We start from the raw sequence: 14488 nt of genomic DNA on the forward strand, positions 1-14488 counted from the left end.
CTGAGTTTGGCCCCCAGCTATAAACCTGAGAACGGCATATGAAAAAGCTCTATATCAAAACCTTCGGCTGTCAAATGAACGAGTATGACTCGGGCAAGATGGCCGATCTCTTGCATGCTAACGACGGCATGGAAATTACCCACACTCCGGAAGATGCCGATGTGGTCCTGCTCAATACCTGCTCTATACGTGAAAAAGCAGAAGACAAGGTTTTTTCAGACCTAGGTCGTTTGCGTGAACTTAAAAAAATCAAGCCCGATTTATTGATTGGCGTTGGTGGTTGCGTTGCAAGCCAAGAAGGCCAGCAAATTATTAGTAGAGCTCCTTATGTAGATGTGGTTTTTGGACCTCAGACATTGCATAGACTCTCAGATCTCCTTTCGCAACGTCGCATCACTGGCAGGCCTCAAGTGGATATCTCTTTTCCTGAAATTGAAAAGTTTGATCACTTGCCTGCCTCACGCCAAACCAAAGGATCTGCATACGTCTCGATCATGGAAGGCTGCTCTAAATACTGTAGTTACTGCGTAGTGCCTTACACCCGTGGCGAAGAGGTATCGCGCCCATTTGATGACGTGCTTACCGAAGTGGCAGGCCTGGCCAATCAGGGCGTAAAAGAAATTGTTTTACTGGGTCAAAACGTCAATGCCTATTTAGGAAAGATGGGGGGCACAGAAGAAATTGCCGACTTCGCATTACTCATTGAGTACGTCGCAGAAATTCCTGGGGTAGAAAGAATTCGCTTTACAACAAGCCACCCAAAAGAATTTACTCAGCGTTTAATTGACGTTTATGCTAAAGTGCCTAAATTAGTAAGCCACCTTCACTTGCCGGTGCAGCATGCCTCGGACAGCATACTGTCAGCTATGAAGCGGGGATACACCTGTCTAGAATATAAAAGCATCATCCGCAAGATGCGAGCGGTACGTCCTGACCTAACGCTTTCTAGTGACTTTATTGTCGGCTTTCCGGGCGAGACCGATGCGGATTTTGCCAAACTACTGCAAATGGTCGAAGAACTTCATTTCGATAACAGCTTTTGCTTTATCTTTAGCCCACGTCCAGGAACGCCTGCAGCCAATCTCAGCGATGACACTCCACATGAAATCAAGCTCAAACGCTTGCAGACCTTGCTAGCCCTAGTGGAATCTCAAGCAAATCAGATCAGCCAACAAATGCTTGGCCATACAGAGCGAGTGTTGATTGAAGGTTTAGCAAAAGATGGTGTCAATCTTCAGGGTCGTGCTGCCAATAATCGCGTTATTCACTTTACGGCACCAGAGTCAGAGAAGGAATCCCTGATTGGTCAAATGGTCGACATTCATATTACTGAAGTGCTCAATTACACACTAAGAGGTGAATTAGTAGATGTCCTTGCCCCATCGCATTAAGATGCCTAGCAAATTAGTTATTGACATTCAGGTAGCTAGCCCAGCACTTGAAAAAAAGCTAGGGGCAATTGCCTCATCTACATTAATTAAAAAATGGGTAAATACAGCAATTGAGCAAAGCGGTGTCATCACGCTTCGTTTTGTGAACTGTGCAGAGGGAAGGAAGTTAAATGCTGCTTATCGTCACAAAGATAAGGCGACTAACGTGCTCACCTTTCCTTACGAACTGACAAAAAAAACCGTCATTGCCGATATTATTTTTTGCCTACCCGTCATTCAAGAAGAGGCTTACGATCAAGGCAAGGCCGTAAAAGCCCACTTAGCGCATTTAGTCATTCATGGTTGCCTGCACGCCCAGGGACTGGATCATGAGATCCCTAAAGAGGCTCAAAAGATGGAAAGCCATGAAATCGACCTTCTACAGCAGTTAGGCTTTACAGACCCTTACGCGCCAGCTTAGGGTAATTGAGTCACTCTTTTATTGAAATCTTTTTTTCTAAGCTATTCTTTTACTATGCCTGACCCCAATAAATCCCTTTTAGAGCGCCTCTCTGAGTTTCTGACATCTCAGCCGAGCAGTCCAACAGTACGCCGTCAAGAGTTGATTGACACCCTCAGAGATGCACAAATCGAGGGATTGATTGATGCAGATGCCTTATCCATGATTGAAGGTGTCTTCCAGGTAGGGCAATTATCTGCTCGCGATATTTTGGTACCACGCGCCCAAATTGATTGGATTGATATCAACTTATCCTTATCTGAGATTATCAAAAACGTCATTACTGCTGCGCATTCACGCTTCCCTGTTTTTGAAGGAAGTCGCAATAACGTCATTGGCACCTTATTAGCCAAAGACCTACTTCGGCACTCCACTGAAAAAGATTTTCAGGTGAGGGACTGGTTACGCCCCGCAGTATTTATTCCGGAATCTAAAAGACTCAGTGTTTTATTGAGAGACTTTAAAGATAATCGAAACCATCTAGCAATCGTGGTTGATGAATACAGTGGTGTTGCCGGCATCATCACCATTGAAGATGTACTGGAGCAGATTGTTGGTGACATTGAAGATGAACATGACATCGATGAGGAGGCAGATAACCTCATCGCCCTAGATAATGGGGATATGCGCGTTAAGGGCATCACTGAGCTAGATCAATTCAATCAGGCCCTTGGCACTCAATTTGATGTTGAAGGCATTGAGACCATTGCCGGCCTCGTCATTCAGCATCTAGGACGCGTACCAAAAATAGGAGAGCGTATCTCCATCGAAGGTATCGAATTTGAAATACAACGTGCAGACCCAAGACAGATTCATATCCTGCTTGCACGGCAGCTGCCAAAAAATACTAACTAAGCACTACCGTGACTGATCGGCCTTTGCTAAGAATGCCCAACAGCATTGCCCTAGCGATGCTGTTGGTTACCGGAATGCTGCTTGCTGGCGCTGCAGAGCTCCCTTATGGAGGGTGGATTCAGATTCCACTGCTCAGTTTAGTGTGGTGGCAAATATCTACACAAGCAAACCCATCCATCAAAAAACTATTTTTACTAGGTCTCTCTTTTGGCTTAGGTTACTTTGTACTTGGTTTGTGGTGGATTTATATTAGCCTGCATGATGTAGGTGGCATGCACCCCGTCATTGCTAGTATTGCTGTCTTTTTATTGGCCACAGTAATGGCCTTGTTTTTCTCGACTGCCTGCTTAATTCTGCGTCTGAAAAAAAATCGGTATCTCAGCGGTCTCGTGCTTGCCTCAAGCTGGGTGATTGTGGAATATATCCGCGAATTTATTTTTACTGGCTTTCCCTGGATGGGTTTTGCCGAAGCTCAAGTCAATGGGCCTTTTGCTTGGGTGGCACCACTACTGGGCGGACTGGCCTGTACTTTTCTTGCTGTCTGGGTTTCTTGGGAAATTTTTCAACTTAAAAAGAATTTCTTTTTTAGTGCTACCTGCATTGTTGCTGCCATCACATTGTCACAGTTGGCCAGTCTTTGGAGCTTTACTAAGCCGACTGGAGAACCCCTCAGCGTGCGCTTGATTCAGGGTAATTTTAAGCAACGCTTAAAGTTCAACCCAGAGTCGATTGAACAGCAATTTATTTTTTATACCAAGGCAATTGAAAGTCAAGCGGCTGACCTCATCATCACACCTGAGACCGCTTACCCTTGGCCCCAAAGCAATCTACCTGAAGGACTCCTTCAATCCATACAAGATTTTTCCACTAACAGCGCTAGTAATGTATTGCTTGGGGTAATTGGTGAAACATCGAACACACAGGGTGTTCAGTATTCCAATCGCATACAGGGTCTATCTCCCAATAGGGCGCCTTATCAATATGACAAGTCACATTTGGTGCCATTTGGCGAATTCGTTCCACCTGGCTTTCATTGGTTTGTGAACGCGTTTCATGTTCCGATGAGTGACTTTGCACGAGGGAAGCTAGATCAAGCCCCCTTTAGCATTGAACGTCTAGGCCAAGAAACACTAAACGCTGCCATCACGATTTGCTATGAGGATGTCTTTGGTGAAGAGTTAGCCTCCAGAATTCGTAAAAGTATCAAGCCAGTAAATCTCCTCATTAATGTCACCAACTTAGCCTGGTTTGGAAATTCTCAGGCACCGAAGCAACAATTAAGACTCTCCCAATTGCGATCACTCGAAACCGGGCTTCCCGGCCTGCGCGCTACCAATACCGGCCTGACTGCTGTCGTAGGGCCTGATGGCGCTGTACTGGCAGAACTCAAACAATGGACTCAGGATACTTTGAGTACGAAGGTACAAGCGTATGCAGGCACAACTCCTTATGTACTCTGGGGTAGTGCCCCTATTTTGACCCTTTCTACCCTCCTACTGATCTTAGGGTGGATTCGTCAAAGACGTATTTAGAAGTGATTTCCGAATTTTCCAGCTTAGCCATGTAAAATCAACACCTTAGCCAGGTTAATCATGCTTACTTTTCAGCAAATCATTCTTAAACTCCAAGATTATTGGGATCAACAAGGTTGTGCTTTATTGCAACCCATTGATCTCGAAGTCGGTGCGGGTACATCTCATACAGCCACTTTCTTGAGGGCCATTGGTCCTGAGCCATGGAAAGCTGCCTATGTTCAACCATCACGCAGACCAAAAGATGGTCGCTATGGAGAAAACCCGAACCGCTTGCAGCACTATTACCAATTTCAGGTTGTACTCAAACCTGCGCCAGAAAATATTCTCGAACTCTATTTGGGCTCACTGGCTGCACTAGGTTTAAACCTCCAACAGAACGACGTACGTTTTGTTGAGGACGACTGGGAAAACCCAACACTTGGCGCTTGGGGGCTTGGCTGGGAAGTGTGGCTGAACGGCATGGAAGTGACTCAGTTCACTTATTTCCAGCAAGTGGGTGGCCTGGACTGCAAACCGGTTTTAGGTGAAATTACTTACGGTATTGAGCGCCTGGCAATGTATATCCAGAATTGCTCTAATGTCTACGACCTGGTTTGGGCAGATGGTGTTTCCTATGGTGATGTGTATCACCAGAACGAAGTGGAGCAATCGTGCTACAACTTTGAGCACTCAAATACAGAGTTACTCTTTGCTAATTTTACCAACTATGAGAATGAAGCAAAGCGTCTCATGGAAGTTCCACTAGCGCTTCCCGCTTATGAAATGGTTCTTAAAGCGGGTCATACTTTTAATCTATTAGATGCCCGCGGTGCAATCTCTGTCACTGAGCGCGCCGCCTACATTGGTCGCATTCGCAACCTTTCTCGCGCAGTAGCTCAAGCCTATTTTGAGTCACGCGAAAAATTAGGGTTCCCAATGTGTCAACGCCCTTCTTTGCTCACAGCCGATTGAGATTCCTAAGTCTACTATGAGTACATCAAACCCATCCCCTCAAACTGCCAGTCTACTGATTGAAATTTTTACTGAGGAACTCCCCCCAAAATCTTTACGCCGTCTTGGGGATGCCTTTAGTGTTGGCATTTACGATGCCCTTAAATCCGCCGGGCTTCTTGGGGAAGACTCTATTGTCAGTAGCTATGCTACACCTCGTCGACTAGCAGTACACATTACCGAGGTTTTGAGTCAGGCACCTGACCACCTTGTACGTGAAAAATTATTGCCTGCCAGTATTGCATTTGATGCTAATGGAAAACCCACTGCACCCTTACTGAAGAAGTTGAGTGCACTGGGATATCCCGATATCGATTTATCCACTCTAGAAAAATCAGGCGAAGGTAAAAATGAAGCCCTCTTTCTGAATGTGATTGCCCAGGGCGCCACTTTAGAGAAAACCGCACAACAAGCATTAGTGCATACGCTGGGTAAGCTACCCATCGCTAAAATGATGCACTATCAAGTGCTACAGAAAAATGGCCAATTAGCAGATGTCGAATTTGCTCGTCCAGCACACCGCATTATTGCGCTCCATGGTGATCAGGTATTGAGGCTCAGCGCCTTAGGTATTGATGCTGATAATCAGACTGAAGGTCATCGCTTTTTGGCTTCTGACATCATCACCATTGCCTGTGCTGATAGCTATGTTGCCGCACTCACGACTCAAGCCAAAGTCTTACCTCATTTTAATCAGCGACGCGAATATATTGAATCTGCCTTACTAAAAGCAGCCGGTAGCGACTCAGTACTGATGCCCGATAGTTTATTGGATGAAGTCACTGCCTTAGTGGAATGGCCCGCCATCTACGAATGTCATTTTGATTCTGAATTTTTGGAAGTACCTCAGGAATGCTTAATTTTGACGATGCAAACCAATCAAAAATACTTTGCCCTGACAGATTCAGAAGGTAAATTAAGAAATCGTTTCTTAATTGTCTCGAATATTCAAACTGATACACCAGAGGCGATTATTGCCGGTAATGAACGTGTAATACGCCCACGTTTATCTGATGCCCGTTTCTTTTTTCAGCAAGATCAAAAAAGGCCGTTAGCCTCACGAGTAGCTGATCTTAAAAAAGTGGTTTATCACAATCAACTAGGCAATCAGTTTGAGCGAACACAACGTGTTCAAGCAATTACCGTTGGCATCGCTCAGGCATTGTCCGCAGATGAATCGCTTGCGAGTCGTGCCGCTGAAATTGCAAAAACAGACTTACTAACCGATATGGTTGGCGAGTTTCCAGAACTACAGGGCATCATGGGACGTTACTACGCTACCTATGATGGCGAACATGAGGATGTAGCCTCTGCTTGCAGTGAGCACTATAGACCACGCTTTGCCGGGGATGCTTTACCTGAAACGCAGACCGGCACGATTCTAGCGATTGCCGATAAGCTTGAGACTTTGATTGGTATTTGGGGTGTGGGACTTGCCCCAACAGGCGATAAAGACCCCTATGCACTTCGTCGCCATGCCTTAGGAATCTGTCGTCTTTTGTTAGAAAAGAATCTTGCCTTAAGTCTGCCTGCTTTGATTGCCCTAGCTCGTCGGCAGTTCACACAATCGGATGTTCAAGAAAAAGCAAATGGTGACGATATCTATGCCTTCATCATCGATCGTCTGCGCGCTTATTTGCGAGATCAATCTGTTGCTGGCAAGCCATTTACCGCTGGTGAGATTGATGCTGTTTTAAGCCAATCTCCTGCCCAACTCAACGATCTAATGGATCGTTTAACTGCTTTGCGTGAATTTAACGCCCTTCCAGAAGCTAGTCAGCTAGCTGCAGCTAATAAGCGAATCAGCAATATCTTAAAGAAGACTACTACTGTCATCCCGGAAAACTGTTCAAACGCACTACTGCAAGCACCTGCAGAAGTTGCACTCTTTAAAGCGCTAGAAAGTATTGCCCCTCAGCTGAAAACAGCTTATGCGCAACGGCAATTTGTAGTATTTCTCCAAGCGCTGGTTGCACTGAGCAATCCAATTGATCAGTTCTTTGCTGATGTCATGGTTATGGATCCCAATCCAGAGTTACGCGATAACCGCCTGGCTCTCTTGCAACAACTTCACCAGAAAATGAATCTTATTGCCGACCTCGGCAAATTAGCATGAGCACTAGCTCCACTAAATTAATCATTTTGGATCGCGATGGTGTGATCAACGAAGATCGAGATGACTATGTTAAATCAAGCGAGGAATGGGTTCCTCTCCCGGGTAGTTTAGAAGCAATTGCTCTGCTAAACCAAGCAGGCTACCAAATTTCGGTAGCCACCAATCAATCAGGTTTGGCTCGAGGATTTTTCAACATCAATGATTTGCATGCGATGCATAGCAAGATGGAAAGATTACTCAAACCATTAGGCGGTCATATTGATAGTATTTTCTTCTGCCCCCATCTGGATGCGCATGCATGCGATTGCCGCAAGCCCTTGCCAGGCATGATGAAAGAAATTGCCTTACGCTACAAACAATCCAATGGTAGTAACCCGCTACTGGGTATCCCTATAGTAGGTGACTCCTTACGAGATCTTCAAGCAGGCGTTGCCCTTGGTGCCAGCCCCCATTTAGTGTTGACCGGAAAAGGCCGCAAGACGTTAGAAGCAGGCGGTCTGCCTGAAGGCACTCACATTCATGCGGATTTATTGGCTTTTGCAAACGCACTGATACAGGATAAGGTTTAAGAAAAATGGTCTTTTTACGCTCCACTCTGTTTGCCTTGTTTTTATTGATTTTTACGCCGATATGGTCTGTACTTTGCATCATCGTATTTCCATTTTTAAATCCTGAGAACCGCTATCGCTTTATTGGCCTTTGGAATAAAGTTGTCATCTGGATACTGAAACCACTTTGCGGTATCTCCTATGAAATCCGCGGGATGGAGAATATGACTGCGGTCCTCGATCAGCCTGTAGTTGTCCTCAGCAAGCACCAATCGGCTTATGAAACTATTGCTTATATTGCTTTGCTCCCTAAGCAAGTCTGCTTTGTCTTTAAGCGAGAATTACTCTGGATTCCATTTTTTGGCTGGGCCTTGGCATTACTCAAAATGATTCATATTAACCGGGCTAGCAAAGAAACAGCAGCGCTGTCTGTTGTGGGGCAAGGGCGTAAGCGCCTCAGCGAGGGCAAGTGGATATTGTTATTTCCAGAGGGTACGAGAACGCCTACAGGCTCACATCAACCCTATAGCAAAGGTGGCGCAAGACTTGCCAGTGCCACCGAGGCTTTGGTTATTCCTATTGCGCACAATGCAGGTCGTTGCTGGCCCAAGAATAGCTTTATGAAACAAGCTGGCACCGTCATTTTTTCGATTGGCCCTGCCATTCCCTCTGCCGGCAAGACAGGCGGCCAATTACATCAAGAAGTAGAGCGGTGGATTGAAGCAGAAATGCGAGTGATTGATCCTACTGCATACCCATAATTTACATCCCTAGAGAATTAAGCAGCGAGCGTTTTAGCCCACTCAACATAGCGCTCCACTGAAATATCTTGGGCACGTGCTTTTAACTCAGATTCTGACAAAGTGATTCTGTCCGCGTAGGAAGATAAGTTGGTACGTAACATTTTTCTTCTCTGAGAGAACGCCGCTGCCACTACCTTCTCTAGGGCGCGCCACTGAGCATCGTTCAAATCAAAATCTTGCCTAGGGATCATGCGCACAACTGCGGAGTTGACCTTAGGCTGGGGATCAAATGCTTCAGGAGGCACCTCCAATACCAGCTCCATGTCGTACCGTGCTTGCAGCATGACGGATAATCTAGAGAACTCTGAGCCCCCTGCCTTAGAAACCATCCGCTCTACTACCTCAGCCTGAAGCATAAACACTTGCTCATCAATGACATGCGCTGCAGATACCAAATGAAAGAGTAGCGGAGAAGAGATGTTGTAGGGCAGATTACCCACTACCTTGCATGAAGCGCCACCAGAAGATTTAGCCTTAGCCCAGCCCAGAAAGTCATATTGAAGCGCATCTCCCTCAATGACGTTTAGCCCTTTCAGATCCTCTTGCTTCCAATATGCTACTAAGTCTCGGTCTATCTCCAGAAGATCTAAGTGATCAAGGTTACTGAGCAAAGGTCTAGTCAGCGCGCCCAAACCAGGACCGATCTCCATAATATGCATATTGCTATCAGGATTGATGGCAGCAACTATCGAATAAATAACACCGGAATCTTGTAAAAAATTTTGGCCGAAGCGTTTTCGTGCTTGATGCTTCATGTGGATGTATTTCTATTTTTAGAATGCTGCGCAAATTGATAAGCCAAGCGAAGTGCCTCCAACATGCTGCTGGAATCAGCGATTCCCTGACCAGCAATATCTAAAGCTGTGCCATGGTCTACAGAAGTTCGAATGATTGGCAAACCTAAAGTCACATTAACTCCGCCACCAAAACTAACAAACTTAAATGGCGCCAAGCCTTGATCGTGATACATCGCAATAAAAGCATCTACTGTTTCTAAAGTGCCAGCATCAAACATGGTGTCGCCAGGATAAGGCCCGCTCACCTGAATGCCTAAAGCTTGAGCAGCCTTGATTGCAGGAATAATCATATCGATTTCTTCATGGCCTAAATATCCAGACTCTCCTGCATGAGGGTTCAAGCCTGAGACTCGGATCGATGGCATTGCAATTCCAAATCGAGTACGAAGGTCCTGATCCACAATCTGGATTGTTTCTAAAATAGAATCCTGGCTTAACGCAGCAGGCACATCCTTTAAAGGTAAATGGGTTGTTACTAGGGCTACTCTCAAATCTCGCGACTGATGCAGCCCTAAAAATCCTCTCGGTAAGCTTGCACAGAGCATCATCACTACATGATCTTGTTTGCACAGATTGGCGAGGTATTCAGTGTGGCCTGAGAAAAAACGACTACCTACAGGAAGACCATCATTGATCACACTCTTGTGCACTGGTGCCGTTACCATGGCATCAAATCGACCCTCAAGACAAGCGGTCGTTGCAGTATCGAGAATATCCAGAACATACTGAGCATTGGCCGGATCAAGTACACCGGGCCTTACTGGAACTCTCAGAGGATTAGATTGAACATGCAGGCGGTCGCCGACCTCCACTGGAATTGTCGCATTACGAAAGAGGCTACTATCCCCCAGCAGGGTAATTCGAACCCCAGCCTGCTCTTTCAGAAATGCAAGTGCAGCCGCAATAGAAATCTCGGGCCCTACTCCTGCTGGCTCACCGGAGCAAATAACCAAATTAACGGGGGCTGGATGCTGGATCATCGGCGTTAAGGATCTTGACTGTCGCTGTATCGCGCAATTCACGTAACCAGTCTTGATAGGCTTGGTCGAACTTACGCTCCCGAATCGCTGCACGGGCAAACTGACGTTGTTTCTCTATAGTCAATTGCGCCTCACGACGTTCTAGTACCTGAATTAAGTGCCAGCCAAACTCAGTTTTCACTGGATTACTAACCTCCCCAATTTGCAGGCGATTCATTGCCTGATCAAACTCAGGCACTAAATCTCCTGGACCCATCCAGCCGAGATTTCCACCATTCTCAGCCGAGCCATCTTCAGAATACTTTTTGGCCAGCTCACCAAAATCTGCAGTTTTAGCACGCACTTGATCACGATAACCCGCTAAACGCCTCTCAGCATCTTGGTCTGTTAAGCCCTCACGACTACGAAGCAAAATATGACGGGACATTGTCTGCGTCACCATAATGTTCTGAGGCGTAGTAGGTGCACTTTCTTGAGGAGCAGCTTGCTGAGGCTCAGCATTAACAACTAACGCACGACGATCCAATACTTTTAAAACATGATAACCAGCAGGACTTTTAACCACCGCATTGGCAACCTGACCGCTACCAGTATTTCTAATAGCTTCGTAAAATAATTGTGGAAGGCGGTCGGGCGTGCGATAGCCCAATTCCTGAAACTTAATCTTGGGATTATCTTTGGCAGCTAATGCGCCTAACTGCAAAAAATCGACATCTCCTCGGGCATCCCGCAATAAAGACTCTGCCTTTTTCTTTGCCTCTGCCTGAGCACCCGCTCCTGCAGCGGCATCAGCTGGAATAAAGATCTGCGCCACATCTATTTCTTCTGGCTCACCCTTGCCTGCGGGGATAGAACGAGTGGCGCCCCCACCTGCACCCGCCACAGCACGATTGCGATCAGTAATAAAATTATCAATTTCTGCATCAGAAATTTTGATCTTAGCCTCTACTTCACGCTCACGATACCGACTCAAAATGACATCGTCACGCAACATTTGCCGGTAACGCTCATAGCTACTGCCGGTAGCAACAATTTTGACTTTCAATTCAGCAAGTGAAAGTTTATTTTTTACAGCAATGTCTCCAATAATTTTATCGAGCTCTTTGTTGCTTACAGAGACTCCTTCTTGCTCTGCATTTTGTAATTGAATTTTTTCAATAATCAAGCGCTCTAATACAGTCTTGCGCAACGTAGTAGCATCGGGTAGTTTGCCTCCCTGTTTTTGTAGAGCAGCAATACGATCATCAATTTCTTTGCGGGTCACAAAGCCGGTATTGACTACGGCAGCCACACCATCAATATTCCGAATTTTGCTATCTACCGTTGGTGTAGTTTTTAGACTGTTTTGCGCCAAAGCAAACTGAGGCAGCAAGGAAGCGCCAAGCCAAAGAATGGCAGCTAAGACTTGTTTGAATGAAGTGCTATGCATCATTGATAGTTCTCATATATTGAAGGCGGTATAGGCTTAGAGGTAGGCAGATATCCTGGGATGTTGAGCTTCATGATATCAACTGGATTACTTCCAGCGCTACCAAAGCCCCTAAATTCAATTTGGAATAAAACCTGTGTGGTTGTGATTTGTGAAGTGTTGAGTACCTGTGAGTAGGCGCCTCTGAATGTCCAGCAATCCCGCATCCACTCAAGAGCAACCAAAGTATTGAGTGTTCTGGTTGATAAAGCGTCGTAGCCCCAGCGCCCTAAAACCGAAACCTCACGCGTCAAGGGCCATTGACCGGACACGTTATATTGGTCGGTAGTGGTCTGCGCTAGGGTGGCTGGAGTGGGTCCAAAGGACTGCGTTGGTGGAGTCCAGACATTTCGGTAACCGAAATTAAGACTTCGGCCAGGTGTTGGACGCCAGCTACCACCCACAGTTGTTTGAACAAATTTGTTTAGCTGGGTGTTGTACTGCCCAAACATATCGGCACTAAAGTTACCAAGTAGGCGTATCGATCCAGAGCCCAAAGTATCAGAATAGGTGCTTGGGTTAATGATGTTGCCGTTCAATCCCACTTTTTGAGCTGTGAACGACTGTCTTTGAGCAAGAGTGACGTTGGCACGCTCTGCGCCAGTACCCGCCTCAATCATGCGACTCGTGATGCCCCCAGTTAACTTGTTGTTATCGGAAATACGATCATTACCGACGAACGTGTTTTCACTAAAAATCTGGGTTACGCCAAAACCGGCATCAGAAGTATCAAATAGGGGTGTCATTGCCTGACTTTGATAAGGGGTATATACATAATAGGCTCGGGGCTCCATTGTGAGCAGCATGTCACGCCCAAAAAATCCTTTGAGTTCTGCTGCATCTCTTTCAAATGACAAACCTGAATCTAAGCTCAGTGTAGGAATTGCAAACCCTTGGGGAGGTGGCGCACCTAGCGTTACAGAGGTTGCTGCATAGTTATTCGCCTGAAAACTCACCTTTGGAGTCACGTAATAACCCGGTGTGATTTGAGGTAAGGCCATAGCGCCTTTAATGACTGTCCGGTCAGCCTGGCTATACAGGTAGCCCGCTGGAGCTGCCGCTAAATTACTGTTCACGTTATAGGAAAACCGCGTGTAATCGGTTGAGAATGTAGTTACCGGTCCAGAAGGCAAAGCAAGATACTTTCCAGAGGCATCCGCTACTGTGGGGGTTAGGCGATTGCTGTAGCTTGCATTTACGTTAGGCAATATGTTGTAAGGCGACTGAACAGTGACTGTTGGATCGGGCTGCAAGGTTTGAAAGGTTAATGCCCTGGCAGATACATTCCAATTACTCAAGCTCCCCGTCAAACCTTTAGTGGTGCCTACTTCTTGACGAAACTGGCTAGTCACCGCACCAGCGATACTTTGTGAAAAGTCGGTAGGATACAAATTGTCAGAAACGCGAGCAACGTTGGCATAGCCCGTCCACGCCCCTGCAATTGGAATACCACCCATTCCCAATAAAGCGCCACTGAAATTCTGTCTTTGTTGCCAGTCATATCGCCAACGATCCGTACCCGTTTTGCGATCGTAGGGGAGGTAGTCGCCAGCTAAGGTACCCGCATACTGTTGATCTAGAAATTGATACTTCGCGCCCAATTGAACACCGCGTTGACCCATCACACGAGGTAACAATAATAAATCTCGGTTTGGTGCGATATTGGCATAGTAGGGCTGAGTGATATCGATACCGTTTCTAGAGCTATAGCCAGCAACGGGCGCCAAAATTCCGGACCGACGCTCCTTGGAGGTTGGTGCTGAGAAATAGGGAACATAGGCAATCGGCACGTCGAAAAATCGCATTACCCCATGAGTACCAACCATCTCCTTTTGCTCATTGTCAATTTCCAGCGTGCTAGCCGTAAAATACCAATCTAAGTTTTCTGGAGTGCAAGTTGTATAAGTGGCCTTGTCGAACACAAAAACATCTGCAGTTTGAATGCTTAATTTATTCGCAGTGCCGCTAGCGCGATTATCTTTGAGCTCATAAATTGGTGAATCCATTTCACCTTCACGTGCATCGACCTTAAACCGTGCCTTAGGCCCCTTAAAAGAAGCATTGCCTTTAGAGAGCTCCGTATTACCAACTAAGTTTGCTACATCAGAGTCGGGATCATATTTAATTTCATCCGCCTTAAGGACTGCGCCATTACGACGAATTTGTGCACGCCCTTTTAAACGCATCTCACGATCGACAACGCCATCTATTGAATCACTGGAGGTAAAAGTCAGTGCTTTGCCATCTTCAATGGGCTTACCAACACGTAATTGGTCATCTAATTTCAAAACAGTAACGCCGCCCCGGTCAGGTATCAAAATAGCATTTGCGGCGTTACTTAATGACTGCGAAGAAGGTGCCAATGGAGCGGGTGCCTGAGCTGAGCTTAGAAGTGCAAATTGTGACAACGCTACCCCCAACATTAAGCGCAGGGTTACAGTATTCAAAAGAGGGGCACAAGGGCCGGCACGAAGGCGATAATGACTCATAGATCCAGACCCGCTTA

The 14488-nt window shown here is 46.2% G+C and carries 12 protein-coding genes; 8 read left to right on the forward strand and 4 right to left on the reverse strand.

What is annotated here, in order from left to right:
- Window positions 1-38: 38 nt before the first annotated feature.
- Genes miaB through B0G85_RS07025 form a run of 8 tightly spaced genes read left to right on the forward strand, consistent with a single transcriptional unit; the run spans window position 39 to window position 8695 of the window.
- A complete protein-coding gene (gene miaB, locus B0G85_RS06990; protein ID WP_100379733.1) occupies window positions 39-1391 on the forward strand; it encodes a tRNA (N6-isopentenyl adenosine(37)-C2)-methylthiotransferase MiaB in 1353 nt (450 codons plus the stop codon).
- Between the two features lies 1 nt (window position 1392).
- A complete protein-coding gene (ybeY, locus tag B0G85_RS06995) occupies window positions 1393-1851 on the forward strand; it encodes an rRNA maturation RNase YbeY (RefSeq protein ID WP_232725979.1) in 459 nt (152 codons plus the stop codon).
- Window positions 1852-1905: 54 nt separating this feature from the next.
- Window positions 1906-2745, forward strand: a complete 840-nt coding sequence (locus tag B0G85_RS07000) for a CorC family transporter (RefSeq protein ID WP_100379735.1) — start codon at window positions 1906-1908, stop codon at window positions 2743-2745.
- A gap of 32 nt (window positions 2746-2777) precedes the next feature.
- Window positions 2778-4277 (forward strand): apolipoprotein N-acyltransferase, encoded by a 1500-nt coding sequence (gene lnt / locus B0G85_RS07005; protein WP_100379736.1) that lies wholly within the window; start codon window positions 2778-2780, stop codon window positions 4275-4277.
- 60 nt (window positions 4278-4337) lie between these two features.
- Window positions 4338-5231, forward strand: coding sequence for a glycine--tRNA ligase subunit alpha (gene glyQ, locus B0G85_RS07010; RefSeq protein ID WP_100379737.1), 894 nt, complete (start codon window positions 4338-4340; stop codon window positions 5229-5231).
- A 16-nt stretch (window positions 5232-5247) separates the two neighbouring features.
- Window positions 5248-7386 (forward strand): glycine--tRNA ligase subunit beta, encoded by a 2139-nt coding sequence (gene glyS, locus B0G85_RS07015; protein WP_100379738.1) that lies wholly within the window; start codon window positions 5248-5250, stop codon window positions 7384-7386.
- Window positions 7383-7955: a D-glycero-beta-D-manno-heptose 1,7-bisphosphate 7-phosphatase gene (gmhB, locus tag B0G85_RS07020; RefSeq protein ID WP_100379739.1), complete on the forward strand. Its 573-nt coding sequence runs from the start codon at window positions 7383-7385 to the stop codon at window positions 7953-7955. The genes glyS and gmhB overlap by 4 nt, the downstream gene beginning before the upstream one ends.
- A gap of 5 nt (window positions 7956-7960) precedes the next feature.
- Complete coding sequence (locus B0G85_RS07025; protein ID WP_100379740.1) at window positions 7961-8695, forward strand: lysophospholipid acyltransferase family protein; 735 nt, start codon at window positions 7961-7963, stop codon at window positions 8693-8695.
- Between the two features lie 17 nt (window positions 8696-8712).
- On the opposite strand, the gene rsmA is transcribed toward B0G85_RS07025, so the two are convergent.
- From rsmA to B0G85_RS07045, 4 genes are read right to left on the reverse strand one after another with little or no spacing between them, the layout of a single operon-like run.
- On the reverse strand, window positions 8713-9492 hold the full coding sequence (rsmA, locus tag B0G85_RS07030) for a 16S rRNA (adenine(1518)-N(6)/adenine(1519)-N(6))-dimethyltransferase RsmA (RefSeq protein ID WP_100379741.1): 780 nt from the start codon (window positions 9490-9492) through the stop codon (window positions 8713-8715).
- Window positions 9489-10514: a 4-hydroxythreonine-4-phosphate dehydrogenase PdxA gene (gene pdxA, locus B0G85_RS07035; RefSeq protein WP_100379742.1), complete on the reverse strand. Its 1026-nt coding sequence runs from the start codon at window positions 10512-10514 to the stop codon at window positions 9489-9491. The genes rsmA and pdxA overlap by 4 nt, the downstream gene beginning before the upstream one ends.
- Complete coding sequence (locus tag B0G85_RS07040; protein ID WP_100379743.1) at window positions 10489-11946, reverse strand: peptidylprolyl isomerase; 1458 nt, start codon at window positions 11944-11946, stop codon at window positions 10489-10491. Before B0G85_RS07040 ends, pdxA begins: the two co-directional genes overlap by 26 nt.
- On the reverse strand, window positions 11943-14471 hold the full coding sequence (locus B0G85_RS07045; RefSeq protein ID WP_100379744.1) for an LPS-assembly protein LptD: 2529 nt from the start codon (window positions 14469-14471) through the stop codon (window positions 11943-11945). Before B0G85_RS07045 ends, B0G85_RS07040 begins: the two co-directional genes overlap by 4 nt.
- Between the last annotated feature and the right edge of the window lie 17 nt (window positions 14472-14488).

This window comes from Polynucleobacter brandtiae (assembly GCF_002797575.1).
Lineage (GTDB): Bacteria > Pseudomonadota > Gammaproteobacteria > Burkholderiales > Burkholderiaceae > Polynucleobacter > Polynucleobacter brandtiae.